This window comes from Bradyrhizobium sp. LVM 105, assembly GCF_003957705.1.
GTDB lineage: Bacteria > Pseudomonadota > Alphaproteobacteria > Rhizobiales > Xanthobacteraceae > Bradyrhizobium > Bradyrhizobium frederickii.
In genome coordinates this window covers 577,160-603,405 of sequence record NZ_QZMV01000001.1, presented here as the reverse complement: position 1 = coordinate 603,405, position 26,246 = coordinate 577,160, and the positions used below count along the sequence as shown (strand labels likewise).

21 protein-coding genes and 1 pseudogene are annotated in these 26,246 nt (G+C 60.0%); 9 read left to right on the top strand and 13 right to left on the bottom strand.

What is annotated here, in order from left to right; all coding sequences use genetic code 11:
• The first annotated feature begins 168 nt into the window (after positions 1-168).
• The 3 genes from D6B98_RS41865 to D6B98_RS02855 all read left to right on the top strand — a co-directional run bounded on the left by D6B98_RS41865 (position 169) and on the right by D6B98_RS02855 (position 5,350).
• Positions 169-573 carry a CocE/NonD family hydrolase C-terminal non-catalytic domain-containing protein gene (locus D6B98_RS41865; RefSeq protein ID WP_126255416.1) on the top strand — a complete coding sequence of 135 codons (405 nt, stop codon included), beginning with the start codon at positions 169-171 and terminating at the stop codon, positions 571-573.
• 1,096 nt (positions 574-1,669) lie between these two features.
• On the top strand, positions 1,670-3,835 hold the full coding sequence (locus D6B98_RS02860; protein ID WP_205680436.1) for a hypothetical protein: 2,166 nt from the start codon (positions 1,670-1,672) through the stop codon (positions 3,833-3,835).
• A gap of 3 nt (positions 3,836-3,838) precedes the next feature.
• Positions 3,839-5,350, top strand: a complete 1,512-nt coding sequence (locus D6B98_RS02855) for an MBOAT family O-acyltransferase (RefSeq protein ID WP_126255414.1) — start codon at positions 3,839-3,841, stop codon at positions 5,348-5,350.
• 35 nt (positions 5,351-5,385) lie between these two features.
• On the opposite strand, the gene D6B98_RS02850 is transcribed toward D6B98_RS02855, so the two are convergent.
• From D6B98_RS02850 to D6B98_RS02820, 7 genes are all read right to left on the bottom strand, one after another.
• Entirely contained in the window at positions 5,386-6,153 is a 768-nt protein-coding gene (locus tag D6B98_RS02850; RefSeq protein ID WP_245481215.1) for an ABC transporter ATP-binding protein, read from the bottom strand.
• Between the two features lie 62 nt (positions 6,154-6,215).
• Positions 6,216-6,989 (bottom strand): ABC transporter permease, encoded by a 774-nt coding sequence (locus D6B98_RS02845; protein ID WP_164718347.1) that lies wholly within the window; start codon positions 6,987-6,989, stop codon positions 6,216-6,218.
• Between the two features lie 168 nt (positions 6,990-7,157).
• Positions 7,158-8,126 carry an aldo/keto reductase gene (locus tag D6B98_RS02840; protein ID WP_126255412.1) on the bottom strand — a complete coding sequence of 323 codons (969 nt, stop codon included), beginning with the start codon at positions 8,124-8,126 and terminating at the stop codon, positions 7,158-7,160.
• A gap of 21 nt (positions 8,127-8,147) precedes the next feature.
• On the bottom strand, positions 8,148-10,130 hold the full coding sequence (locus D6B98_RS02835) for a B12-binding domain-containing radical SAM protein (protein ID WP_126255411.1): 1,983 nt from the start codon (positions 10,128-10,130) through the stop codon (positions 8,148-8,150).
• Between the two features lie 2 nt (positions 10,131-10,132).
• Complete coding sequence (locus D6B98_RS02830; RefSeq protein WP_126255410.1) at positions 10,133-10,726, bottom strand: NUDIX hydrolase; 594 nt, start codon at positions 10,724-10,726, stop codon at positions 10,133-10,135.
• 265 nt (positions 10,727-10,991) lie between these two features.
• The gene (locus D6B98_RS02825) at positions 10,992-11,966 is read right to left on the bottom strand and encodes a GDP-mannose 4,6-dehydratase (RefSeq protein WP_126255409.1); all 975 of its coding nucleotides are present in this window, start codon (positions 11,964-11,966) and stop codon (positions 10,992-10,994) included.
• A 4-nt stretch (positions 11,967-11,970) separates the two neighbouring features.
• Positions 11,971-12,501, bottom strand: a complete 531-nt coding sequence (locus D6B98_RS02820; RefSeq protein WP_205680435.1) for a dTDP-4-dehydrorhamnose 3,5-epimerase family protein — start codon at positions 12,499-12,501, stop codon at positions 11,971-11,973.
• Between the two features lie 315 nt (positions 12,502-12,816).
• Here D6B98_RS02820 and D6B98_RS02815 point away from each other — a divergent pair, with 315 nt between their 5' ends.
• From D6B98_RS02815 to D6B98_RS02795, 5 genes are all read left to right on the top strand, one after another.
• Positions 12,817-13,668, top strand: a complete 852-nt coding sequence (locus D6B98_RS02815) for an NAD-dependent epimerase/dehydratase family protein (protein ID WP_164718346.1) — start codon at positions 12,817-12,819, stop codon at positions 13,666-13,668.
• 170 nt (positions 13,669-13,838) lie between these two features.
• Positions 13,839-14,603, top strand: coding sequence for a class I SAM-dependent methyltransferase (locus tag D6B98_RS02810; RefSeq protein WP_126255407.1), 765 nt, complete (start codon positions 13,839-13,841; stop codon positions 14,601-14,603).
• A complete protein-coding gene (locus D6B98_RS02805; protein ID WP_126255406.1) occupies positions 14,603-15,385 on the top strand; it encodes a transketolase in 783 nt (260 codons plus the stop codon). The genes D6B98_RS02810 and D6B98_RS02805 overlap by 1 nt, the downstream gene beginning before the upstream one ends.
• The gene (locus D6B98_RS02800; protein WP_126255405.1) at positions 15,369-16,259 is read left to right on the top strand and encodes a transketolase family protein; all 891 of its coding nucleotides are present in this window, start codon (positions 15,369-15,371) and stop codon (positions 16,257-16,259) included. Before D6B98_RS02805 ends, D6B98_RS02800 begins: the two co-directional genes overlap by 17 nt.
• 57 nt (positions 16,260-16,316) lie before the next feature.
• Positions 16,317-17,270, top strand: coding sequence for an NAD-dependent epimerase/dehydratase family protein (locus tag D6B98_RS02795; protein ID WP_126255404.1), 954 nt, complete (start codon positions 16,317-16,319; stop codon positions 17,268-17,270).
• Between the two features lie 17 nt (positions 17,271-17,287).
• On the opposite strand, the gene D6B98_RS02790 is transcribed toward D6B98_RS02795, so the two are convergent.
• The 4 genes and pseudogenes from D6B98_RS02790 to cysD all read right to left on the bottom strand — a co-directional run bounded on the left by D6B98_RS02790 (position 17,288) and on the right by cysD (position 21,716).
• Complete coding sequence (locus D6B98_RS02790; RefSeq protein ID WP_126255403.1) at positions 17,288-18,076, bottom strand: class I SAM-dependent methyltransferase; 789 nt, start codon at positions 18,074-18,076, stop codon at positions 17,288-17,290.
• Between the two features lie 161 nt (positions 18,077-18,237).
• A pseudogene (locus D6B98_RS41365) lies at positions 18,238-18,389 on the bottom strand (DUF5989 family protein).
• A gap of 539 nt (positions 18,390-18,928) precedes the next feature.
• Positions 18,929-20,758: an adenylyl-sulfate kinase gene (gene cysC / locus D6B98_RS02785; protein WP_245481213.1), complete on the bottom strand. Its 1,830-nt coding sequence runs from the start codon at positions 20,756-20,758 to the stop codon at positions 18,929-18,931.
• 52 nt (positions 20,759-20,810) lie between these two features.
• Positions 20,811-21,716, bottom strand: a complete 906-nt coding sequence (cysD, locus tag D6B98_RS02780) for a sulfate adenylyltransferase subunit CysD (RefSeq protein ID WP_126255402.1) — start codon at positions 21,714-21,716, stop codon at positions 20,811-20,813.
• A 234-nt stretch (positions 21,717-21,950) separates the two neighbouring features.
• On the opposite strand from cysD, the gene D6B98_RS02775 reads away from it, so the two are divergent.
• Positions 21,951-23,798 carry a hypothetical protein gene (locus D6B98_RS02775; RefSeq protein WP_126255401.1) on the top strand — a complete coding sequence of 616 codons (1,848 nt, stop codon included), beginning with the start codon at positions 21,951-21,953 and terminating at the stop codon, positions 23,796-23,798.
• Here D6B98_RS02775 and D6B98_RS02770 read toward each other — a convergent pair.
• Together D6B98_RS02770 and D6B98_RS02765 are read right to left on the bottom strand one after the other, a co-directional pair.
• Positions 23,785-24,717, bottom strand: coding sequence for a glycosyltransferase family 2 protein (locus D6B98_RS02770; RefSeq protein ID WP_164718345.1), 933 nt, complete (start codon positions 24,715-24,717; stop codon positions 23,785-23,787). The two genes, D6B98_RS02775 and D6B98_RS02770, sit on opposite strands and share 14 nt — an antisense overlap.
• A 65-nt stretch (positions 24,718-24,782) precedes the next feature.
• Positions 24,783-26,219 carry a sulfotransferase family 2 domain-containing protein gene (locus D6B98_RS02765; protein ID WP_126255399.1) on the bottom strand — a complete coding sequence of 479 codons (1,437 nt, stop codon included), beginning with the start codon at positions 26,217-26,219 and terminating at the stop codon, positions 24,783-24,785.
• Between the last annotated feature and the right edge of the window lie 27 nt (positions 26,220-26,246).

Sequence of the window (26,246 nt, the reverse complement as noted above, 5' to 3'; positions counted from 1 at the left end):
GATCCGGGTCCAGCCTTGACGGAAGCAGTCACTCCCATGATGGGCGCGGCCGAACTAATGATCAGCAGCTGCTGCAGAAATACCGACATTATTCGCACGTCATGGACTGGCTCGAAACGCCTCCGGATTCGCCGTACTGGGACTGCATTTCACCCGTGACAAACCTAGGTGCCATTCGTACCCGGCGTCTTCCGATGCTGTTCATCGGTGGCTGGTTCGGACCGCCCGAGCTTCGATCTTTGCTGCATTCTTTCGCTCATCACGTCTGACGAAAGGGTTCTTCAGATCTCGAGTGGATATGCGCATCACCGCACCGCTACGACTGGCCGATACAAGCTAAAGCTGGCCACCACCTGCGTGACGCTGAGGAGGGGCGAGCGGCTGCGCCTTTCCATCGCGGGGGCCGATTATCCGGCCTATCCCGTCAACCCGGGAACGGGCGAAGATCCGGTGAGCACTCCCAGGACCCATGCCGTGGTGACCACGATTGCGGTCTGGCACGGCCCGTCCCAGCCGTCACAGCTCCGGCTGCCTGTCGGGCCCGGCTCCCAAATTGCTATCGTCGGAACATAGGCCCGACTCGGCTCACGCCACAGCATCACCCCTATGGACTTGGGCCTTGGAGACCACGCAGCGCGCTGGATCAGCGCCGCCGCTCGAACGAAAGGCCGCTCCGTCGTTTTGCGAGAGCGCTATGCCATCGGCTCATCGCACGACTGCATGCGTTCATCCGCCAGGCGGACAGACCGCTCTGCGAGAGCTGGACGACCGGATGTGGGCGGACGGTGAGCCCATCGCCCCTCGCCAACCGTCGACCAAGCAATCAAAGGTGGATTTCCCTGGCTTGAACTCCGACCCTGCTGTCGTCATCAGGCTCGCTTCTCGGGTGGGCCCTCCCCGTGGACCAGAGACCGACAATCTGATGCTACGCGGCTTCGGCTCAGCTCGGCTGACGTCGGCATCGCTCCGACGTTCTCATGCACAGCACCTCGGGTCATCACGAGAGAACTCAATCTGGTGCTGGTGTCCTCGCCACGCGCACGCTAGGCGCGACTGAAAGCATGATCTTGGGAAGCTCGAGGCCTCCTCGGCTGCCAATACCGAAGCGCTACGATTGGCGAGCCCGGCCGATATCGCGATCTCGAACAGCGACAAGGCGCTCGTGCAATCATCAGCTGCTTGGCTGCTTCTACGAGCTGGCGGAAAAAGCCGCCGGTGGCGCCCGCCGCCGCGCCGCAGAACGGCGGGCAATCTCCATTCTCGATCGAGTCGTGGCACATGATCCGTCGGAACCCGCCCTGCCGGGCGATTTCGGCGTCCGCCTCTCAGGCAAGAACATCCGTATCTCGCGCAACCAAGCGGAAATCAGGGATCGGGCGGCCATCAACTCCTTGGTTGTCGATGCAGATTTCTGCCGCAGACCTTGACCCGAAAGCTCAGCAGCGTCAGGCGCAAGCAACGTGCCGGTGGCTTGCTCCTGTTGCGTTCGTGCCCATTTGACCCTCCCAGAGTCCTTCGATACGTTGCACTCAACCTCCGCCGTCAACTCAAGTGAGTCACGACCAAGGTGAGCGCATTCGTCTCTGCGACCAGCAAAGCTGCCGATCCCCCATCGCCAACCCGCTCCAGTTTTCGACGCTTTACTGTCGGGTTCATTGGATCTGTAGCGATGCCTCCGCTCGCCCTCTCCGCGCTCATCGTATTGGTCGATCCCTACTACGTGTTTGGGACCCCTGACATTCCGGGGATCAATGTCGTGCGGCCGCGATACGAAAATCACGTTCCTGCTGTGAAGCCGTATCAGGTGCGACGGATCAAGCCCGAGGCGATCATATTAGGTAGTTCGCGCGCCGAGGTCGCTCTCGATCCGCTGCATCCCGGATGGAGCGGCAAGAACGTCTTCAACTTCGGCCAGCCTTCGGCCACGAGCTATGAGGTCATGCTGGCGTTTCTCCACGCACAATCAGTCGCACCGCTCAAGCAAGCCGTGATCGGCCTGGATTTCTTCGGCTTCAATATCTTCTTTCCGCGTGACCAGGCATATCTGGAGAGCCGTTTTTCAGGCGACGGAGTTCGGGACTTCGCTGATTTTCTGGCAGCCGAGCTTGCGAAGCGCCGGCCCGACAGCAACGAGAAGCTTTCCGCCTCCGTTGCCACACCTACACCCGGCGAAGTGGCCCGCTCGGAGACTCAACTGGCACCTCGAACGGAAGTCACCGCCGATCCTGCTTGCAAAGATGCCGGACCCGAGAAATGCACGCGAGCCGGGATGGTGGAGGGCAGCCCCCCTATCGACTGGAACGAGGCGCTCTATTTGCGACTCTACCCGGACGTCGCCGCCGAAGTGCGGCGTGGCACGTTCACCAGCGGCTATCATCACTATCTCGCCGCCGGGCGCGCCGAAGGGCGGCAGAACGGCACGCCGCCACCTGGCTGGAATGAGGCGCAATATCTTCGAATCTATCCTGATGTCGCCGCCGAAGTTCGGCGGGGCACCTTCGTCAGCGGCTATCACCACTATCTTGCCGCCGGGCGCGCCGAAGGCCGGCAGGACGGCACGCCGCCGCGCGACTGGAAAGAAGAGCTCTATCTGCGCATCAATCCGGACGTGAGAGACGAAGTCACCCGCGGCACCTTCATCAGCGGCTATCACCACTATCTCGCCGCCGGCAAACTGGAACATCGCGAAGGTGGCTTCACGCCGAAGGCCTGGAACGAGACGAGATATCTTCAAGTCAACCGCGACGTTGAATATCAGGTCTCGCAAGGTTCTTTTCTGAGCGGTTATCACCACTATCTGGCGGCCGGACGTGAGGAAAAGCGGATGGGCGGCTTCCTCCCCGACGGTTGGAACGAAGTGAACTATCTGTCCAAAAACCCCGTTGCTCGTGTCAGATTGGCGCTTGGCGAATACAGCGACGGCTATTCGCACTACGCGGCAGTCGGTCAAAAGCAGGGACTGACGGGTGGATTTCCGCCCGCCGATTTTTTGGACGCGCTATTGTCACGTTGGCAAACGCTGGGAAGAGCTGCGTTTCAGATCGGGGAGCTCTTCCGCCTGGTTCTTTCGACAACCGCCGTGCACGATACACTCGCGACACTTCGCGGACAATCGGAGCCCGTCTCCTTCAACAGCCGTGGCATGCGCATTTGGGATTGGCAGGACAACAGCATTCGCAAGAACGGCGGAAATGGCCACGTTTTCCGCAATAACATCCTGGGCTGGCGGTGGTACATCTGGCTCATGCCGCCGCGATATATGTATTGCTTCAACAACCCCGCCACCGGAATGAGCAGTTTCGAGGCCTTCCGCTTCCTCGTTCGGCGGGCCCATGAACAGGAAACCGATCTGCGGCTCTTCATGACGCCGCTACATACATCGGTTCGGCAGTTATTCGTCGCACTCGGCCTCTCCGACCGGTACGAATTCTGGCAGGGAGAATTGGTCCGAATTAATGAAGAGGAGGCAGCGCGGGCCGGTCGCAAACCGTTTCCCCTGTGGGACTTCAGCGACGCCAGTTCCGTCACGCGTGAAATCGTTCCGGAACGCACCGATCTGACGCCGATGCGCTGGTTCTGGGAGTTTTCGCATTACCGCCATATGGCCGGAAATCTCATCCTCGATCGCATCTTCGGACATGATCGTCCGGAATCCGCGCTGCCCGCCGATTTTGGCGTCCGCCTCACGAGTGGCAACATCAGTGCGCACCTCGCGCACAGCCGGGCGGGAATTGCCGATTGGGCGGCTACCAATTCTGGATTTGCAACGCAGATCGCCGCCGCAACCCAAGGCTCCAAAGCTCAGAATCGTCAAAGCAAAGCGACTTGTTGGTAATCCTTGCTGTTCAACTCGCCCATCTTCCTGTTCATCTTCCTGCCGATCACACTCGGTGGCTTTTACCTGCTCGGTTGGTGGCGGGGGCGGAATGCGGCGTTGCTGTTCCTGCTCGCGGCATGCCTGGTGTTCTATGCCTATTCGAGCCTGTTCAACTTCAGCCTGTTCCTCGTTTCGGTGGTCGTGAATTTCCTCTTCGGCTACGCGATTGCGCACTTCCGCTCGAATTCGCGAGCCTGGCTGATCGGCGGCATTGCGCTCAATCTCGCCCTGATCGGCTACTTCAAATACACCGGCCTGATCATTTCCAGCATCAACCAACTGTTCTCGGCCTCGTTCATCATCCCGATCATTGCGCTGCCGGTCGGCATCTCCTTCTACACTTTCGAACAGATCAGCTATCTCATCGAGACCCGGCAACAGAAGGCTGAACCGTCGCTGGCGCGCTATTCGTTGTTCGTCAGCTTCTTTCCTCATCTGATCGCCGGGCCCATCATCCGCCCGCATCAGCTATTGCCGCAGTTCTCCGCCCCGACTTTCGCGCATTTCTCCTGGCAGAACTTCGCGCTCGGCATCAGCTTCCTGCTGTTCGGCCTGTTCAAGAAAACGATTATCGCGGATAGCATGGCGGCCTACGCGTCGCCGGTATTCGCCTCCGCGGCAAGCGGCGGAACGCCCGGCTTCGTCAACGCCTGGGGAGCCGCCCTGGCCTACACCTTCCAGATCTATTTCGACTTCTCCGGCTATTCCGACATGGCAATCGGGCTTGGCCTGATGTTCGGCGTCGTTCTCCCCTTCAATTTCAACTCACCCTACAAGGCGACGAGTATTATCGACTTCTGGCGTCGCTGGCACATCACGCTGTCCCTGTTCCTCCGCGATTATGTTTACATCCCGCTGGGCGGCAACCGATCCGGCCCGGCCCGGCGCTATATCAACGTCATGCTTACCATGCTGATCGGCGGCCTCTGGCACGGCGCCAGTTGGACGTTCGTCGCATGGGGCGGACTGCATGGCCTGTTCCTGCTCGTCAATCACGCCTGGCGGGCTCTTCGCGGCGAGCGCGAGGTCACTGTCGTCAGGCAATGGATTGCGCAGATTGGCACGTTTTTCCTGGTCGTGCTCGCCTGGGTCTTCTTTCGGGCCGAGAGCTTCGACGCGGCGCAACGCATTCTCGATGGAATGAGAGGTCTGCACGGCTGGCTCCACGGCCCTCTTCTCGATCCTGCGCCGGGATTCTCGGAGATGCTGAAGGTGATAGGGCTTACTGTTGGAGACGACTGGCTCGCTGGAGGTTCGCTGCTCAGCTGGTTCGTCGCCGCATTGGCGATCGTTTGGGGGCTGCCGAACACCCAGCAATTCCTGCTCGGCGAAGGCCGTCCGAAAAATGCCCGGCTCGCCTGGCGTCCGACACTTGGCTGGGCGGCCACGCTTGGCCTGCTGTTCGGAGTCGCCTTCACCTACAATCTGGTTGCGGCCAACCGGGTGAGCGAATTCATCTACTTCACTTTCTGAAGCAACATGGCCTCGAACCGCATGATCACGGCGGCTCAGCCCAGCTGCTCATAAAAGGCGAAGCCTTCGTCGACATCGCCAAAGAAGACGCTCTCGCCCCTGGACAACACCAACGCCTTGGTGCACATCGACCGGCACAGGTCTTTCGAGTGCGACGCCAACAGCAAAATCCGCGCGCGGCTGATGAATTGATTCACCCGCGCGCGCGCCTTCTCCTGGAAGTGCGCGTCGCCGGCGCCGATGCCTTCATCGATCAATAGGATGTCGGGGTTCTGGGCGGTCGCAAGCGCGAACGCGAGCCGCGCCTGCATGCCCGCCGAGTAGATGCGCGTCGGTAACGACAGATAAACGCCGAGCTCGGTGAAATCCTCGATGTCACGCACCAGATCCTGATACTTGTCGCTGCGCCAATTGTAGAGGTTTGCGATCAGCTTGATGTTCTCGTAACCGGTAGCATCGGCATTCAACGCGATGCTGCCGCTTAGCAGCGTGAATGCGCTTCCCTTCACGTCCACCGAGCCTGTCGACGTTGGGTAGATTCCGGCAACCAGCCGCAACAGAGTGGTCTTGCCCGCGCCATTGTGGCCAATCAGGCAGACGCGATCGCCCTCTTCCAGTTCGAGCGAGAGATTCTTCAAGGCATGAATGACGATGACGCCGTTGGTGCGGCTGGCCGAGTCGGAGCCGACCCGGACATTGCTGAACGACGGCAAGCGGATCAGCCGGAGCGCATGGCTGTCGTAGATCGGTATGCTGACGTTGACATTCTTCAGACGCACATGAGTCATGATCAGCGATTCCACAAGGCAATCTTGTTCGAGCATGATCTTGTCGGAAGACCGGTCCCCACTTTTCCGACTATGCTCTAGACGCAGAACGCGAGTTGACCGCGCATCCGGCGGTAAACGAAGAAGGCGAGGCCATAACCGGCCACAGTGACCCCTAGAACCGTCAAATAGTGTGCGAGCGGCGGAACCTCACCGAGCAGTGGATTGCGGATGATCTCGATGAAATAGAACATCACGTTGTACTCGACGAGAAATTGCCTGTTGCTGGCGATTTGCCGATAATTCCAGAATATTGGCGTCACGAAAAAAGCAAGTTGCATCAAGTTGCGCACGATCAGTTCGACATCCCGGTACCGCGCGCAAATGAAGCCGAGCACCATCACGATCCAGAAGCCATTGACGAACAGCAGGATAATCCCGGGGAGCGCGAGCAGGCCGGTCCAACTCAATGGTACGAGCGCAAAGACGAGGCCCATCGCGTAGATTATCGCGTGATGGCCGAAGGTGATCATGATCTTGAAAACGGTTCGCCCGACATAGAGACCAAGACCGAGGGTCGAATTGCTGAGATATCCCGCATTCCTGACGAAGACGCCGCCGCCTTCGATGACCAGCGCCGATATGGCCGACCAGACGATGATACCGACGCCGACATAGGCGATGATATCGGAGACGCTACTGCCGAAGATTGCCGAAGAAATGACGCTCAGGCCGAGCAGCATCACGAGAACGTTGAGGGTCTCCCACAGGGGACCGATCCTCGACCGCCGATACTGGCAAACCGTATCGAGCCACGCCCAGCTCAGGGCGTTCGACAACGTATTCAAGCCCCCGCGGATCGCTGACGCCACGGGATGCGGTTCTGATATCGGCTTTACAACGGTTGAGACCAAGACCACTCCCGACTTCGTGCAACACTCCGCGGCAAGCCTCGGGTCCTGAATATCGCACCCGACAGACAGACCAGACAAGAAGTCCGCGCGAATGAACTTGCGATGCGCCGCAAGTTGCCCCTGGCGTCAAGCCCCCAACCGGGCTTCGTAACGGCGGTAGACGCCTTCGATGCTCAGCATGACATCTCGCCCAAGCGGCCCCTGTTCGCAAGCCGCGACGCTGGCCAGAACCTCTCTACGCGTTAGCATGCCTGGAATCACCGTGGCAACACCGTCCACCGAAAGACAAAACCGCAATGCCAACGCAGCGCGATTCTCGGGCGTGTCGGCCAGATTGACGCTGCCGACGACCGCTTGGGCGGCATCGATCCAGGTGACGATTCGATCTCGTGGCCATTTGCTGCGGTGGTCATTGGCAGGAAACATGGTGTCCTTGCCGATGCCTCCGGCCAGAAATCCCGAGGCGAGCGGCGTGCGGGCGATCACGCCGATGCCCCGGGATGCCGCCGCCCCCGGCAATCCGGCGTCGATCGCACGCCAGTCCAGAATGTTGCAGTTGACCTGAAAGCACCCGACGCCAGCCACATCGATCAGCGCTAGCGCGTCATCCGGCGAGAGCGTCGAGATGCCCCAGCACCTGACCTTACCCTCGGCCAAGAAGCGCTGCATCAACTCCACGACCTCGGAGCTGCCCATGACGGTGTCCGGAGTGCCGTTGTGGAGCTGGAGCACGTCGACGTAATCGGTCCGCATCCGGCGCAGACTGCCTTCGAGCGACGTCCGCAACGCCGCAGGGTGGAAGTCATATCCACGATAGGACGCCGTGATGCCGGCCTTGGTCGCGATGATGACATCGCTTCGGCGGCCCGCAAAGCACGCGCCGATCAGCTCTTCGCTGTGACCGTCTCCGTAAACGTTCGACGTATCGTAAAAGGTGATCCCGTGATCGAACGCCGCGTTGAGGGCACGAAGCGATTCCTGATCGTCGGTCTCACCGTAAGACGTAGCGCCTGGCGTGCAGCCCCCGATCCCCCAGGCCCCGAATCCGATGGCAGAAACCATAATTCCGGTTGAGCCGAGCGGCCGATAGCGCAAGGGCTTGGCTCGCTACAAGGGTCAATAATGTCCGGCGAGCTGCGGCTCGGCCGGGATACTGCGGTTGATATAGAGATAGGCGCCCTTCTTGTTGCCCCACCACACGACTTCACGGCACCAGTCAAGGATATCGGAATAGCGGGATTTGCTGCGCTCGATCAACACCTCCGACGGTGCCTCACGCAATGCCGCCGGCGCGCCTTTGCGAACATTATCGCAGAATTCGAGGACGTTGTAGCGCGTGGACATCCGAAGATCGTCCAGCACGAATGGTTGCGAGATCAAGGCCGCGTTGAGCTTGATCGCCTCCTTCACCGCGCCTTCGAGCAGCGGCCAGGATTGATCGACCATCGACTTTGCGAGCAGATCCGGCAGCAGGCGCTCCGCCTCCGCATAGAACGTCTGCAGCCGACCTTCTGCAGTCAGCTTGATGAACGCGTATTCGTCAGCCGGCCAATAGATCCCGAGCCATTCCTTCGAATAGACGTATTCCGGCCCGCCGTGCTGCATCGACAGTGCCTCGCTGTCAAAGAACTCGCGTATGCCGTGAATGACGGGATATTCTTCCTTCGAAGCCGCCAGGAACGCATCGATGATGTCGCGATAGGCGAGCCCGCCGAGCTCGCATGCCACCATCATCGGCAGTTGCAGCAGCTTGTCGAAATGCAGGAAGGCCGCCATCCAGCCGAACACCCGCGTCTTGCGCCAATCCTCCGGTGGCAACGAATAGGTCGAGATCACGAGGTCCTGCACCTCGGGCACATCGTCGGGCATCTCTTCGCGCGTGCCGTGGATGTTGATGATCTCGGACTGCACCGTCACCATCCCGAACTTCTCGAGATAGTCGGGGTTGCCCATTTCCGCGTTGGGCAGAATGGTGAGATTGTTGAACTGCACGCGGTTGTGCTGACCAAGCCGGATCAGCTTGTCGACGCCGTTCCGGAACGTGTCATAGGTCTCGCCGGGCAGTCCGAGGATAATATCGCTATAGGTCTCGACCTTGTCGGCCGTGAAGCGCCGCGCCAGCTCGAAATAGGTCTCCAGGGAGATGTTATCGCGCTTGATGTTCTTGAGCGTGGTCGGATCTAGACTCTGCATCGACAACGCGACGCCCTTGTTCAGCTTCGCGTCCGCCAGAATCTTCTGGGTCTGGTAGGCGCGCTCCGTGGCGTTCTTGGTGTTCTGCACCGAGAACCCATGCGGAAATCCCGTGCGCTCACGGATGGCGGCCACCGCCTCCGCGATCTCGACGTCGCGCTTCTGAATGCCGAAATTGGCGTCGCAGACGAAGATATATTTGACCTCGTGCGCGGCGAACCAATCGAGCTCACGATGTAGACGATCGAATTCGAACTTCGTCACCTTGCCGGCAGTCGCCGAGCCCCAGTCGCAGAACGTGCACTGGAACGGACAGCCGCGATTGGTCTCCCACAGACCGATCCACTGCTCGTCCGGGTTGCGGGCGATCAGATCATCGAAGATACCGTTCAGGAACGGCGACGGCAGCTCTTCCAGCTCGCGCATCCGCTCGACGGGCGCGGCGCGCACGAAGTTACCGGCCGCGTCGATGTAACTGATGCCGCGAATTCCGCTCCAGTCGCGCTCCGGAAGCCGGCTCAGCAGCTCGACGAAGGTCTTCTCGCCCTCGTTGTGAACGACGAGATCGATGAACGGATTGCTGCGCAGAAAGCTTTCGGCATGATCGGGCACGTGCGGCCCGCCAAAGATCACCAACCGGTTCGGGTGGAGCTGTTTGATGCGGCGCGCCGCCTCCAGCGATATTCTGGCGTTCCACACATAGGCACTGAAGCCTACGACGTCGGCACCTTCCACCCGGTCCACGATCTCCGACACCGGAATCCGCTTGTAGATCATCGGGAGGAATTCGAACTTCCCGGGCGGCAGCCGGCGCTCAGCGTAGGATTGCAGGCAAGCAATCGAATACGGCAGGTAATTCTGACCGGAAAAGCTATTGTTGATCTGGACGAGCCCGATCCGAACCATCGTCAGTTCCCAGGATCCCCACCCGCTGAAGTAGCCATGGCCGATTGGATACACGCCAGATCGGCCGTCAACAAGTCAATACCAAATAACTTCTCGGCCACATAGAGCCCGCCGAGGGCCGCGGTCTGGTCAAAACGGTGGGATTTCACCAGGTCGAGCAGCTCGGATCGTGGCAGGAACTGTACGGTTCCACGTTCCGTCCGTTGGAATCCCTCCGCTTCATGGGCTCCCAGGCCCACGAAAAAATGGTCGACCACGTCCTCCCGCTGAAGGGCCAGGCGGCACGGAGTTATCAAGTGCCAATGCTCGCAGACCAGCCCGGTCTCTTCCAGAACCTCTCGCGCAACGGCGGTCTCGAGCGTCTCCCCCGCATCCACCGATCCCGCCGGCATCTCCAGAGTCACCCGACCAAGCGGCGGGCGGTACTGCTCGACCAGGACGACTGCTCCCTCGCGATCGAGCACGAAGGCAATGACGCCACTCGGACGGACCACGACATAATAGGGCTCCGTAGTTCCGCTCGGCTCCTCGCCCGGGTCAACGGTTCTGATCTCAAACCAGGGGGTTCGAAAGACCGTCTTGAACTCAGCCGTCATATGGCAAAATCACGTTGTTCGATTGATGGACCGTGCGCACGCCTTCGCGCTGCAGTGAGAATGACACATCGACGCATCGAGGAGTCAGGGCATCGATCACCGCGGCTTAGTAAACCCTGCACGTACAGCAGGACAAAGCCCGTCCCACCCACGCCGAGAAGCTTACCGCACCGCACCCGGCTCGTCACGATACCACTCTGGATAGCCGCTGCCGCCTCCGAAGAAGGAGGCCCGGAACGGAGCCGGCCATACGATCATCGACATCTCAGCAAGCACCCTCCGCGCGAATTGCCTCGCGCTGATAGTCGAGCAGATCGCTCAACGTCTGCCGCGCCGGAATTTGCGGCTTCCAGTTCGTCGCCTTGTGGAATTTTCCGGAATCGGGAATCTGCAACGTGACATCCGACGGACGCAACCGTTTCGGATCCACCTTGTGCTCGATCGGCACGCGTGCCAGCGATTTCAGAGTCTCCAGGATGTCGCCGACCGTCATCGTCTCGCTGCCGCCGATGTTGTAGACTTCGCCGCCTGGACAGTGGTCGAGCAGCAGCTTGTAGGCCCGCACCGCATCCCGCACATCCGCGAGCGTGCGTACGCTATCGAGATTTCCGACCAACACCGGGCCGCTCCTCTTGCGTGCCTCGATCTCTGCAATCTGCCGAGCAAACGAGCTTTCCGCAAAGACATCGCCGCGACGGGGACCGGTGTGGGTGAACATGCGGGTTCGCACCAGGTCGAGCTTATATGATAGCCCATACTGACAGGCGATCATGTCCTCGCCGACCTTGGAGACGGCATACGGGCTTGCAGGGCGAAGCGGCGCCTGCTCGGTGATCGGAACTTCCTCGGGCCTCACCTGCCCATAGACTTCGGACGACGAGCAGATATGGACCCGCGGATTGATTCCGACGATCCGAACCGCATCCAGCAGATTGCACGTGCCGATGATGTTGCTATTCAGGGTGTCCGCAGGCGCGACAAAGCTCATATCGACGTAGGACTGCGCCGCCAGATGGTGGATGCGATCAGGCTTTACACTGCGCAACATCACGACCAGGGAGTTCAGATCGCGCAAATCGCCCTGATGAAGCTTGATCTGCGGCAAAATTCCCTTGATGTTTTGCAGTGGACTCCGCCACCGCACCAGCCCGTGGACCTCGATCTCGGGAAAGGTCGACAGGAAGTATTCCGCCAGATGGCTTCCCACCATCCCCGTAATGCCCGTGATCAGGACTTTCATGATCTCATGCGGAAATTCCGCCGTCCCTTTGCGAGATGATGGGATTGTGGATGGGCCACCAGATTTTCAGCTCAGGATCGTTCCATAGCAACGTGAACTGCGAGGAGCGGTCATAGGTTGTGGTCTGCTTATAATGAAACATCGCGGATTCGGTCAGCACGACATGACCGTTGCCAAATCCGGGCGGAACCAGAACCTGCTCGCGCTTCCGGTCCGACAGCGAAAAGGCGGTCCACTGCCGATACTGCGGCGACTCCGGAATATTGTTGACCACCACCAGATAAAATGCCCCGTGGAGGCACGAAACCAGCTTGGCCGTCTTTCGGTCGCCATGAATGCCCCTCAAGACGTGCCGCCGCGAAACCGAAATATCGTCCTGAATGAACTCATAGGCGATGCCGGCCGCCTTGTATGCCGGATCATTGTAGAGTTCGACATATTCACCGCGAAAGTCCTCGAATGCAGTGAGCGGCTCCACGACCAGCACGCCGTCCAGCGGAGTTTTTCGCGTCTTGGGCGGCAAATCAGCCATCATATCAAACACCCTATTGGACGCGGGGCAAATACCATTTATTGATTGTACCCCCAATTATAGCTACGTTTCCGCACCACGCAAACTCGAACTTTGTTTTGCAACCACAGGTGAAATCATGGCCCGCAAAGCCGGCGGGTCCAAAAGCACTTTGCCGCGACGAGCTAGATCCGGTGTCGCACCGCTTCGCGCGAGCAGGCAACATTTCCAATTGGCCGCGCGCCGGAAGCTCACGGTCGGCGAGTCGAGCTCGTTGCGTCGATGCGGGAGCTCTGCAAGTCACCGTGCGGCTCAGCTCTTTGTCGATGGCCTGACAGAATGAACGACATCGTCGCGGCAACTCTCCCTTCGAGCGCCACCCGACCCACGCGCAATGTGCTGGTCACCGGCGCGCGCAGCGGCCTCGGACACTCCGTGCATCGCGCGCTCGGAGGAATTGCCTTCGTGCGAGGGACATCGATCGACGACCCCGCGATCCGCGCCGCGGCGCCGTTCGACGCCATCATCCATTGCGCCGTCAACGCCGCAAAGGACGTCTCCATGAAGACGGCCTATGGCTACATGGCCGACAACTTCCTGCTGACGCAGAAACTGGTCGACATTCCGCATCGCAAGTTCATTTTCGTGTCGACGCTGGCCGTCTATCCGCCGACCGGCCGCGCTGTCCGCGAAGACGAAGACATTGACCTGCTACCGCTCGCCGGCCCCTATGCTTTCACGAAACTGTTCTCCGACCTCTATGTGCAGGAGCACGCGACCGCGCCCCTGATCCTGCGCACGACCACCCTGCTCGGTCCCTCCATTCGCGCCAGCACGGTCCACCGGGCGCTGACCCAGCGGGATTGTCAGCTCTTCCTGGCGCCGACCGCGCGCTACAATTTCGTGATGCACGACGAGATCATCGAATTCATGATTCAGGCCATGGATCGCGGCCACACCGGTGCGTTCAATCTGGGATCAGAGGGCCTGGTCCATTTGTCCAGCATCGTCGATCAACTCGGCCTGTCCGTGCGCTACGGCGAGTATCCGTATGACATCGGTCCGGTGGACAGCGGCAAAGCTGGCGCGCTCCACTCCGCCTTTGCCCGGCCCTCCTGGCAGACGTTGAACAGGTATATCGATTGGCTTGGCCCCGCCTATATCGGCACCGGTCGACTGCGGGGACCCTGATGCCCGAAGACGTGCGGAAATGTGAGATGCCGCCTGTATTTCGCGGCAACTTCACGTAGGTGTCCGCGATCTCAGGCACTCACTAGACGCGCCCCTGATCCGCAGTGTAGATAAAACCAGCTGCGAAACATGGCTAACCTCTCATCCGCGACACCCCCAGGGCGAGCATCATGGCGGACATCAAGACACAAAAGCACGATGCGATCGTGCTTTCGAGCCAAAGCGAGAAGGACCTGCAGCTCAAATTCATTGAGATGCTCAAGCAGGCACCGTTGCCGGAGGACGAACTCCTCGCCAATCTCGGCCTGTTTCTATCCTCGAAATCGCTTTCGCGAATTCTGTTTTTCTATGAGATCTACCGCAAGATTATCAACACTCATGGCGTGGTGATGGAGTTCGGCGTCCGCTGGGGCCAGACGCTCTCTCTGCTGTCGGCGCTGCGCGGAATTTTCGAGCCGTTCAACCGTCACCGCAAGATCATCGGTTTCGACACCTTCGCCGGCTTCAAGGGCATGAGCGACAAGGACGGCAAGTTGTGCAAGACCACGGACGGATCGTTCTCGGTCAGCGAAAACTATCAGCAATATCTCGGAGAAATACTCGCGCTGCAGGAAGCGCTCAATCCGATCTCGCATCTGAAGAAATTCGAGTTGGTGCAGGGCGACGCGACGGAAACAATCCCGGCTTATCTGAAGCGCCAGCCGGAAACGCTGGTGTCGCTCGCGATCTTCGATTTCGACATCTACCAGCCTACCAAGGTGGCGCTCGAAGCGATCAAGCCACACCTGTTCAAGGGCAGCGTGCTGGTGTTCGATGAACTCGCTGACGATATCTTCCCCGGCGAGACGATTGCGCTCCGCGAGGTGTTCGACGTCACCAATCTCAAGGTCGAGCGGATGCCGATGACGGCGCGTGTTTCCTACGTGGTGCTTTGATGGACGATATCTGCAGGAAGATCCGGTCGGAAATTCTCAACGTTTCGAACAAGAGCGGGCACGGCCATATACCCACGTCGTTCTCGATCGTGGAGATGCTGACCGCCGTCTACCAAACCATGCGGCACGATCCCAAGCGGCCCGACATGCCGGAGCGCGATCTGTTCGTCCTGAGCAAGGGGCATGCGTCGCTCGGCTTCTATTGCACCCTTGCCGCACACGGCTACTTCAGCTTCGAGGACGTCTATGCTTTCGGCGGGTTCGACTCCCGCTTCGGCTGCCACCCCGACCGTACCAAGGTTCCCGGTGTGGAGGCCTCGACCGGTTCGCTAGGCCACGGCATCGGCATCGCGGTCGGCATGGCGCTCGCCGCCAAGATCGCGGGCACGAAGCGCAAGGTCTACACCCTGATCGGCGATGGCGAATCCAACGAGGGCAGCGTCTGGGAAGCGGTCATGGTCGCGGTCAACACCAAGCTCGATAATCTCACGGTGTTATACGACAACAACCAGTCGCAGGGACGCTGCCTGCCGATCGGCAATCCGGCCGAACGCTTCGCCGCCTTCGGCTGCGACGTATCGGAGATGCAGGGCCACGATCTGGCGGCCATCAAGCAAGCGCTTGCAAAGCCGACCGGCCGGGTTCGCGTCCTCGTGTGCAACACCGTGAAGGGGTATGGCTGCGCAACCCTTTCCGAGAACGTCTATGAATGGCATCGCCGTGCGCCGAAGCCGGACGAACTGACCAAGCTTCAAGGGGAGCTCCATGCGGGCGCAATTTAAGAATACCGTCTCGGAGCTGGCCGCGCACGACGACAGCATCGTCATCGTGCTCGGCGACATCAGCGTCTACATGTTCAAGGACTTTTGGGAGAAGCACCCCAACCGGTTCTACAACATGGGCATCTGTGAGAACACGCTGGTCAGCGTCACCGCGGGTCTGAGCTCGCAGGGTTTCAACCCATTCGTGCATACGATCTGCCCGTTCCTGACCGATCGCAGCCTCGAGCAGATCAAGCTCGACATGTGCTATAACAATTTCGCCGGCAACATCGTGACCTGCGGCGCGACCTTCGATTACGCCTGGGACGGAGCAACCCACCATGCCTATACCGACCTGGCCTCGTTGCGCATGTTGCCGAACATGGAAGTCCTCCATCTCGGCTCCAAGCGGGAGGTCGACGCGCTGATCCGGTCGCAGTACAACAGCCCTCGGCCGACCTATTACCGTCTGTCGGATCATCCGCATGCGATCGAGACCAATACCGAGTTCGGCAAGGGCACGGTACTGAAGAACGAAGGCGCACCGCTGACCGTGATGACCGCTGGCCCGATCCTCACCAATGTAATGGAGGCGTGCCGCGACTTACCAGTCAACCTTGTCTATTTCCATACCCTCAAGCCGATCGACAAGGCGCTGATCGAACAGTTCCGCGACACCGAGATCCTGGTCGTCCACGACGCCTACGGACTCTACGAGGCGATTTCCGAAGTGCCGGCCCTGCGCATGCGTTATCATGGGCTGCCGGACGCATTCTGCGGCTGGTACGGGACCGTGCAAGACATCCGCAAACGCATCGGCCTGGATCCGGCCTCGATACGTGGTGCCGTACAGACGCGGCTCGCGGACCGCTCCCAGGGCGCCCGAGTTCGCTGAACGCCGACGGAGCATCCCCCTCGCGCCTGGTCGCGCTGAACGATATCTGGGCCGCTGATGTTTTTTCAACGCCGCCTTTCTCTGGTGACCGGCGGAGCCGGTTTTATCGGCACCCACCTTGCCCAGGCGCTCCTGAACGCGGGCGGCCGGGTGCGGCTTGCCCTTCACGAGCGCGCACCGATCATTTCCGATTCCCGTGTCGAGATCGTCCGTGGCGACCTTACCGACCCCCAGGATTGCCTCAGAGCAATGCAGGGCGTGCAGCTTGTCTTTCACGCGGCAGGCGCCGTGTCGGGCGCCGGTGGCTCCTCCGAAGACGCCATGGCCGGAATCGTCAAGAACCTGAATTTGACGGCGCAGGTGCTGCACGCTGCCTGGGCGGCCAAAGTCGAACGTATCCTGATCTTCAGCAGCAGCACGGTCTATCCCGCAACAGACCACCCGATCCGGGAAGACGAGTTGGGCGAGCAACAGCCGCATCCGTCCTATCTCGGCTATGGCCGGATGCGTCGCTATTTCGAACATCTGGCCGAGTTCGTCGCCAGCTGCTCGACCGTCAAGATCGCGCTGGTCCGGCCGACCGCCGTCTACGGCCCGTATGACGATTTCGAACCGAGCCGCAGCCACGTCATTCCCGCGCTGGTGCGCAGGGCCGTCGAAAAGGCAGACCCGTTCGAGGTGTGGGGAAGCGGCAGCGAAATGCGCGATTTCCTCCATGTCGAGGATTTCGTGCGCGGTTGCCTGCTCGCGATCGAGAAGCATGCGACCTGCGATCCAATCAATATCGGATACGGATCGGCCATTTCGATACGTCAAGTGGTCGAGACCATCCTCAAGGCGGCAGGACACGACGTTTCGCCGCGCTTCGATGCATCAAAGCCGACAACGATCCCGATCCGGACCGTCGATACATCAAAGGCTCGACGGATCCTCGGCTTCGAGCCGCAGATTTCGATCGAGGCCGGACTAGGCGACCTCGTCCGCTGGTATGCCACCCGGACGGTAAGCTAGCAGGCCGCTACTGCCGCTCAGACCGGTCGCCAGATCGTCTGCGAATAACCTTCGTGCAAGAGGCTGCCGAACTCCACGCGGTGTTCCTTGACGATTTGGATGCGCCCTTCTGCCTGCAAGGCGTGGAGCGCGCGCGGCATCCCGTGCAGGAAGTTACGGATCGCATGCCCGCGCATGGCCAGATGATCGATGAAATTGGCGGGATCGTACCACTCGTAGATCGGCTCGACGAAAACGCATAATTTGGGGCGCTTCGCCAGCAGGAAGTCGACGAAGGCGCCGAATGAATCCGATACCTGCTCGAGTGCGGCAAACGTATAGACGACGCTGTTGCGTGGAATCTCGATATCGTAGTCGGGCTTGTAGAAATCGAACAGGCGCCCTTCTGTGTTCCAGCCGCGCAATTTCTTCATGTTGTTGATGATCTCGCAGGACGGCTCGGCCCAGTCGAGACCCGTGATTTTCTTGTCCGGAAACATCTGCGCGAGCACACTGACGTGGCCACCTGAACCGCATCCGAACTCAAATATCTGTTCGCTGTCCACCATATAGGTTCGGAACAGCCATTCCTGATACACTTTGCGCCAGTTCTGCTCGAAGTTCGGCTCGACCGGCTGGGCATACCGCCGGTAAAGCCGGACCGGCATGTTCGGACGAACATATTTCGGCGCCAGCGCGTCGACATCGCCCTTGCTGGTCACGAAATCAGCGAGGTTCTCGCCCCATCCCTTGATCCAGCGCGACTTGTCGCCGGGGACGACAATCGAAAACTCCTTGCGGCGGATGCGTTCGAGCAGGCCGGTCACGACATCATCGAGTTGCTCCCCTTCGATCCAGTCATATCGCCAGTCGCGTCGCGCGATCTCGGCAAGGCAGCCTGGCGGCAACTGATCCGCGGGATGTCCCAGAAGGCGCGCGAAGTCTTTCGTCTCGAGGGAATGACTCGTCATGTGCTGATGCTGTCCATTTAGAAACTCGCGTAAATAAAAGGCGCGACCGCGGAGCCTTTCGACAATACCAGCAGTGAGCCGAATAGCAGCGTCATGATGAGATCGGCAATAGCCAGAACTTCCTCCGGACCCGTAGGAACATCCAGAATTCGCTCAGAAACGAGAGCATGTCCGACCTCGGAAGCGGCGATACATCGAGTCCGGGCGGGACGCCAACGGCTTTTCGCGCATGATTCAACAAGCTTCCGCGAACTATTGCATGTCCCAGATCGATCGGGAATAGATTTTAGCGACCCTGGGTTGCAACCTCCGGCAATGGAAGGCTCCGCAGGGCCGAAACGCTAATGGAAGGATGGAAGTCCCAGCGAAATATTCCGCAGCCTTCACTGCCGCGGCAACGTCCGGATTTGCTGCCAGATAGGTCTCCTCGATCCACCGCATCGGCATCCCCTTGCGACCCCTTCCGCCGGTCCCTGCTTGACGTAGTGCTCGTATCCGCTGGCGAAGGCGCGTGAGCCGATAAAGGCGGCGACATCAGGATTATCGTCGAGATACGCCTTCTTGTTCCAGCTCGGAAACCCGCTGTGGCGAATGCTTCAAGAGACCCTCGCCGAACCGCAAAACCGTTCGATCGTCCAGCACAAGCATATCGTTGATTCCGTTTCGAGTTCTAGCGCCGGACAATGACGCTGAGGGTTGGCTGCCCAATCAATCCAGGACGCCGCGCCTCCGCAGAAATTGCATCACCTCGTCGGCGAGATGTTCGGCGCTCTCGGTTGCCGTGTCGAGGGTCAAGTCCGGATGCTCCGGGGACTCATAGGGCGAGTCGATGCCGGTGAAATTGCGAAACTCTCCGCGCCTTGCCTTGCGGTAGAGTCCCTTCGGATCGCGCTGCTCGCAGATTTCGACCGGCGTATCGACGAATATCTCGATGAATTCGTCTGCGGCGACGATTGCGCGCGCCATCCGTCGTTCAGCGCGGAACGGCGAGATCAATGCAACCAGCGTGATCAGGCCGGCATCGACGAAAAGCTTGGCCGTCTCGGCGACGCGGCGAACGTTCTCGACCCGGTCCGCTTCCGTGAAGCCGAGGTCGCGGTTCAATCCCTGGCGGACATTGTCGCCATCGAGCAGGTAAGTTCGCTTGCCTAATGCGTATAGCTTCCGTTCGAGCAAATTCGCGATTGTCGATTTTCCCGCGCCCGACAACCCCGTGAACCAGATGATGATCGGGCGCTGACCGTTCAACTGCGCACGTGCGGCCTTGGTGACGTCGAAATCGGCGTGGTGAATGTTGGCGGCGCGGTTGAGGCCGAAGCGGATCATGCCGGCACCGACGGTCTCGTTGGTCAACCGGTCGATCAGGATGAAGCCGCCGGTCGTCCGGTTCTCCTGGTAAGGATCGACCGCGATCGGCTCGACGGTCGCGATATTGACGTAGGCGATATCGTTGCGCGCAAGTTGCCGCGCCGCCAAGTGCGCATAATTCGTCACGTCGACGCGGTACTTCAGAGTCGTGATCGTGGCCCCGACGGTCCGGCTGCCGCACTTCAACAAATAGCTGCGCCCCGGCAACAAGGGGGCCTCCGACATCCAGACGAGATCGCAAGCGAACGCATCGGCAATCTGCGGCGGCTTATTCGGACTGGCGAGCAGGTCTCCGCGCGAAACGTCGATATCGTCGGCCAGCAGCACCGTGACGGCATCGCCCGCACCGGCCCGCGCCAGGTCGCCGTCCATCGACACGATCCGCTCAATTCGTGTCCGAACGTTGGTCCGCGCAATCAGGACCTCGTCGCCCGGATGCAATTCGCCGGACGCCACCGTCCCGGCATAACCGCGAAATGACGCATCCGGCCGATTGACCCATTGCACGGGCATTCGGAACTGCGGCGCCGCATCGGCGTGGATCTCGACGATTTCGAGTTGCTCCAGCAGCGTCGGTCCGTGATACCAGGCCATGCGGTCGCTGCGCCGTGTGACATTGTCGCCCAGCACGGCGGATGTCGGAATCGCCACAACGCTCCGAAAATGAAGGGAGCTGGAGAATCCGGCAAAGGCATCGCGGATGCCATTGAAGATGCTTTCTTCGAAATCGACGAGATCCATCTTGTTGACGGCGAGGACGACGTCCCGGATGCCGAGCAGCGCGCAGATGAAGCTGTGCCGCTGAGTCTGCTCCAGCATGTCTTGGCTGGCGTCTACCAGCAGAACGGCCATGTCCGCGTTCGATGCTCCCGTCACCATGTTGCGGGTGTAGTGCACATGGCCGGGCGTATCCGCCACGATGAAACGCCGGCGCGGCGTCGCAAAGTGATGATAGCCGACATCGATTGTGATGCCCTGCTCACGTTCGGCCTGCAGCCCATCGAGTAGCAGCGCGGCATCGGGTGCGTCGCCGGTTGTCCCGACGGCCTTCGAATCCCGCTGCAGCGCCTGCCGGCGGTCCTCAAACACTGCGCCGCAATCAAGCAACAAGCGCCCGATCAATGTCGACTTGCCGTCGTCGACCGATCCGCAGGTGATGAGGCGCAGCAAGTCGCGCTGGACCGCTCCTCCCTCCCGGCCTGATGGCGCTTTCACCTTTGGATCAGAAATAGCCTTCACGCTTCTTTCTTTCCATCGATCCGGTTTGATCGAAATCGATCAGCCGGCCCTCTCGCTCGGAAGTCGAGGCCGTCTCCAGCTCACGCACGATATCGTTGACCGTCACTGCGCTCGACTCGATCGCAGCGGTCAGCGGATAGCAGCCCAGCGTCCGGAAGCGGATGGCGAGATTCTGCACGACCTCGTCGGCGCCGATCGGAAGCCGCGCGTCATCGACCATGATGAGGTTTCCGCCACGCCTCACCACCGGCCGTCGTGCCGCAAAGTACAGCGGGACGACCCGAATGTTCTCATGCTCGATATAGCGCCAGACATCGAGCTCGGTCCAATTGGAGAGTGGAAAGACACGAATGGATTCGCCCGGCGCGGTGCGGCAATTGAAGACATTCCACAGCTCCGGACGCTGGTTTCTCGGATCCCAGACGTGGTTTTTTGAACGGAACGAGAACACCCGCTCCTTGGACCGGCTCAGTTCCTCGTCACGACGTGCTCCGCCGAACGCAGCATCGAAGCCATGTGCAGTCAGCGCCTGTTTCAATGCGTCGGTCTTCATCACGCCGGTGTAGGCGGCGGAGCCGTGCTGAATCGGATTGATGCCCTGCTCGAGCCCTGCGCGATTGACGTGGACGATTAGATCGAGCCCGAGACACTCCGCGGTTTCATCGCGAAACCGGATCATGTCGCGGAATTTCCAAGTGGTGTCGACGTGCAGCAGCGGGAATGGCAGATTCGCTGGATGGAATGCCTTGCGCGCCAAATGCAGCATGACCGAGGAGTCCTTGCCGATCGAATAGAGCATGACCGGCTTGCGGCATTCGGCGACGACTTCACGGAAGATGAAGATCGCTTCCGCTTCCAGGCGACGCAGATCGTCGGGCAGATGATTCATCGCCGACCCTGCCCTTTGTCGGGGTCGGCGCATTCGGGGCGTTCATCTCGCGCAAGGCATACCGGGAGCATGTCAAAACTTGCCATACGATCGCGAAGCAGACCAGCCCGTTTACTAGTGGATTTCGAGGCGTCTCAGCATGGGGCCTGACACTAAGCTCCAGCCGCCACACCGCTTGTTCGATCCAGTGCGGACTGGTTATAGTCGGAGCACGCAATTGATCGGGACGTCAGCTTGACGCTTATTTGGCAACCGGGCGATGTCCCATTCGGGACCGAGGCGTCGAAACCGCAGACCGACTATCGCCGATTTGCATTTGCCGTATTGGCATTCCTGCTGCTTCCCCCGGTTGCCTTCGCCGGCTTCACGATAGCGGTCGATCCTTATTACATTTGGGGGGCGCCGAGTTGGCCCGGCATCAACGTCGTGCGCCCCGCCTACGAGCCGAAGGTGGTCATCGCCAAGCCGTACCAGGTTGCCCGCCTGCACCCTAGCGCCGTTTCACTGGGGAGCTCGAGGGTCGAGGTCGGCATCGATCCCCGGCACAAGGGCTGGGCACCAGGCACCGTCTTCAACTTCGCCCTTCCCTCGTCCAATTCCTACGCCGTGATGCTCGCATTCCTGCACGCGCAGAAGTACGGCGCTCCGCTGAAGCAGGCCGTCGTCGGTCTCGATTTCTTTGCTTTCAATATCAACTTCCCGCTCGCTTCTACATTGCAGGAACAGCGCTTTGATGAGGACGCCGTTCGGGAATTTGCCCAGTATCTCGACGGCGCGCTTCGCGATCGCCCCAAATCCGCGGTGAAACCGGCGGCCACTACGGGTGACTGGAACGAAACGCTTTATCTTGCCGTCAATGCGGACGTGAAAGCGGCCGTCCTTCGCAAGGAATTCAAGTCCGGCCGGGAGCACTTCGAGCTCGCCGGCCGGACCGAGGGCCGCGAGGGGGCCGCAGTGCCTGCCGATTGGGATGAAGCAGGTTACCTCCAGGTCAATCCCGACGTTGCCGCCGCCGTCAAGGACGGGCCTTTCGTAAACGGCTATCATCATTGGCTCGCAGCGGGGCGGGTCGAAGGACGACTGGGCGGTTTCAGGCCGGCAAATTGGGATGAAGCGCGATATCTCGCCGCCAACCCCTTCGTACGAATTCGAATAGCGCGCGGGGAATATCGCGACGGCTACCTGCACTACGCCGCGACGGGCCGCAAGCAGGGCCTCCGTGGGGCTATACCTCCCACAAACATGCTCAACAGCCTGATGGTACGGTACCCCTCGTTGAGCGATGCGGACTATGCGGCCAGGGATCGGTTCAGTCTGCTGTTCACGACGACCACTCTTCGCGACGCCATCGTGACTCTTCGCGGGCAGTCCGAGCCCGCCGCTTTCGATTCCCTGGGCATGCGCGTCTGGCACGGTCAGGAAGCCGTTTTGGATCGCGTCGGCGGCGCAACCGCGGTCATTCACCGGCTGCTGAAGAGCTGGAATCCCATCTTGGTTGCGCCGAGTATGCAATTCTGTTTCACGAATCCCGAAACGGGAATGACGACATTCGATCCGTTTCGTTTCATGATCAGGAAGGCCTACGCCGATGGAACTGATCTCCGGCTGTTTGTGACACCGCTTCATGCCGTGGTACGCGCCACAATCGAAGCTCTGGGGCTCGGAGAGCGTTACGCATTCTGGCTCCATGAACTGGTCCGGATCAACGAAGAAGAGGCATCAAGAGCCGGACGCCAGCCCTTCCCCCTTTGGGACTTCAGTGCGCCCAACTCCATTACCACCGAACCGATACCAAAGCTCGGCGACCGTTCGCCGATGCGATGGTTTTGGGAGCGGTCGCACTATCGAAAGCAAACAGGCGATCTCATTCTCGACCGGATATTCGACTATAACGATCCCGATCGTGGGATTCCTGCGGATTTTGGTACGCGCCTGACATCGGCAAACATCGATGCGCACCTGACCGGCGCAGCGACCAATCTGGCGAATTGGAGCACAGAGTCGGATCTGGCATCGCAAATTGCCCGTGAGGCCGGCAAGCCAGGCAAATTTAACCGGCAGTCTGAAGCTACCTGCTGGTAGACAATTCGCGCTTGCGCTCGCTGACATCGCCGGCTGGCCTGATGTCGGGCGGGGGCGCCTCAAAACGCCAAAAGCGCGACAAATGCAAGGTGGTTCGGGGGACCTGACCAAACGACCATCCCAGATAAAACAACAAGCCCAGCCAGCGCCCTTGGGTCAAACAGAACGCGGCGCGTTCGATGTTCAAATAGGCGCTGAGCCGGCGCGCGAACTTGCCAGAAAGACGATGCGGGCTCCCTTTCGCAAGATACTTGCGGTTCAAGCGCGCGATCGCTTGCGTCAAATGGAGGCCGGGAAATTGCGATTCGTCCGCGATGAGCGCCGTTGGCTTATCCCAGACCTTCAGGCTGCCGCCGTGGAGTGCCAGCCGCAGGAACCAGTCCAGATCCTCGAGTCGACGCAATTCGGCATCGTAGGGCCCGATGCGATCAAACGCTTCCTTCCGTGCCAATAGCGTCGAACCGGGCGCGAACCAACAGGCGCTCGCGAAATCCAGGGAATCGTCACTTTCGCGAGGTATGCGCGTCTCGAGCCGCTTCGCAATCGAACTTTCCAGGATGAAACCCGCGGCGTGGACCGCCAGTGGATTGCGGTCGACAGCGAAATCCACCTCGGCCCTTTCCAGCCGGGGCGCCAATGTGCCCGGAAGCCAATAATCATCCGAATCCAAGAATGCAATCCAGTCGGCACCGGCCGAGCCTATGCCGGTATTCCTTGCGGAAGCCGCGCCAAGATTGACAGGCTGACGGAGAAGTCTGATCGATTCATTCGAGCGGAGGTCACTCGGAATCTCGAATGGCGGCTCGGACCCATCGTCGACCACGATGATCTCGGTTTGCGACACGGATTGGGCCGCAGCGCTCCTCAACGCTCGCTCTCCAAGCTCCTGCCGATTGCGAACCGGAATGATGATGGTCAATCTCGGAATGGGAGGCGACCGCACTGACATCTCGCTACAACTCTCATCGGAAAGATGCCAGGCAACTATGAATAGAACCTGGTCCAGGGATGTTCGGCGATCAGCTTCGGCATTCGCGTCAGGCGTTCGCGGTAGATTTCGACTGCTCGATCGTAAAATGCGATGTCATCCGCGAACAGCGACTGAAGCTCGGAAACTTGGTCCTGCGTTACGCCGGCAGCGCCGGGCGTCGTCATATTCAGCATCTTATAGGGATTGACGGGAAGCCCAAGTAGACGACCCAAGGCCTCGACATATTGCCCGAACTCCGATTGAAGCCCGAAAAACGAGACCTCCTCCGCCAAACGCCGCAGCGCGACATCGACGCTGCCGTCGGGCGCGAACACCTCGTATTGCTTACGGACCGTGCCAGCGAATTTGCGACAATAATCGACGATCGAAAGACCCTCGTCCCGAATGGCATCCTGGAATACGCTCGGCTGGGTCGAATTGAATCGATAATGCGAGATGACTCGCTCGATCGGATCGCGCAGCAACGTGATGGCAACATACCTGACCGGCATAGAGCGGAAGATTTCATTGTCGAGATTGATATGCCCGGTAAAAAACACTGGTCGAGTCCGGTCATCCTCCGACCTCGGTACGCTTGCCAAGTCCACCAGCTCTCGCGGCGTATAACGCGCAAAAAAGCTGTCACCCCTGCTATCAGCACGGAACTTGTAACTCTTCATAAGGAGGCTATTGAGCGTTGATCCAGCGGCCTTGGGAATGTGAAGGAATATCAGCGGCGGTGCCGGAGATTCCTGCCGTTGCAGCAGATCGTCAAAACGATATACAGTCCCCTTGCCTCCACCCAGCTCCAAGAGTTCTTGTTCCAGGCTGTCGGGGATCGTGGCCGGAGGGACGGCTGGTGCTTCTGGTTGATCGTTGCGATTCCCGCCCTCCGCACCAATGACCGCCGCCGGCTTGTTTCCGGCCCCCGAGCTCATTTGCCGAACCAGATCGTTGAGTGCCGCAAGCTGCGTCTGCTGCGCGAAGACAGTGGAGTTCAAGGCTCCGAGCTGAAGCTGCTGTCCATGAAGCGTGGCCTCGAGATTCGCCCGTTGGGCCGGCGGAAAATGCTGCGAGACTTCAGCCAAAGCAGCGCTGTGGCCTTCGCTCGCCGCGGTCAACTCGCGAAGCTGCGCGGGCAGTGCGTCGATCTGCGCTTGCTGCGCTCGCAGGACTTCAGCCGTCGCCGCCTGCACACCGATTTGCGTGCGCTGACTATGGACCGCATCTCCAATAGAGGCTATTCGCGCCCTCTGTCTTGCAAACCTGGTCATCGCCTCCTGCACCTGGTCATGCTGACGGACCTGGCTTGCAATCATTTCCTCCCAATGATGGCCGAGAGTATCAAGCAACGACTGCTGCTTTTCGATCGCGGCCTCCACATTGGCCAAACGCGACATCACGCGCCGCACGGCCGGCACCTTCATCAGGACTCGCACCACACGTTCCATCTAGCGAGTCCTTACACCGATCATCAC

What these genes read in the sequence shown, in the direction of transcription:
- D6B98_RS02860 (WP_205680436.1), top strand. Translation starts at nt 1,670, where the DNA reads ATGCCTCCGCTCGCCCTCTCCGCGCTCATCGTATTGGTCGATCCCTAC.
- D6B98_RS02835 (WP_126255411.1), bottom strand. Translation starts at nt 10,130, where the DNA reads ATGGTTCGGATCGGGCTCGTCCAGATCAACAATAGCTTTTCCGGTCAG.
- D6B98_RS02830 (WP_126255410.1), bottom strand. Translation starts at nt 10,726, where the DNA reads ATGACGGCTGAGTTCAAGACGGTCTTTCGAACCCCCTGGTTTGAGATC.
- D6B98_RS02825 (WP_126255409.1), bottom strand. Translation starts at nt 11,966, where the DNA reads ATGAAAGTCCTGATCACGGGCATTACGGGGATGGTGGGAAGCCATCTG.
- D6B98_RS02820 (WP_205680435.1), bottom strand. Translation starts at nt 12,501, where the DNA reads ATGATGGCTGATTTGCCGCCCAAGACGCGAAAAACTCCGCTGGACGGC.
- D6B98_RS02815 (WP_164718346.1), top strand. Translation starts at nt 12,817, where the DNA reads ATGAACGACATCGTCGCGGCAACTCTCCCTTCGAGCGCCACCCGACCC.
- D6B98_RS02810 (WP_126255407.1), top strand. Translation starts at nt 13,839, where the DNA reads ATGGCGGACATCAAGACACAAAAGCACGATGCGATCGTGCTTTCGAGC.
- D6B98_RS02805 (WP_126255406.1), top strand. Translation starts at nt 14,603, where the DNA reads ATGGACGATATCTGCAGGAAGATCCGGTCGGAAATTCTCAACGTTTCG.
- D6B98_RS02800 (WP_126255405.1), top strand. Translation starts at nt 15,369, where the DNA reads ATGCGGGCGCAATTTAAGAATACCGTCTCGGAGCTGGCCGCGCACGAC.
- D6B98_RS02795 (WP_126255404.1), top strand. Translation starts at nt 16,317, where the DNA reads ATGTTTTTTCAACGCCGCCTTTCTCTGGTGACCGGCGGAGCCGGTTTT.
- cysD (WP_126255402.1), bottom strand. Translation starts at nt 21,716, where the DNA reads ATGAATCATCTGCCCGACGATCTGCGTCGCCTGGAAGCGGAAGCGATC.
- D6B98_RS02765 (WP_126255399.1), bottom strand. Translation starts at nt 26,219, where the DNA reads ATGGAACGTGTGGTGCGAGTCCTGATGAAGGTGCCGGCCGTGCGGCGC.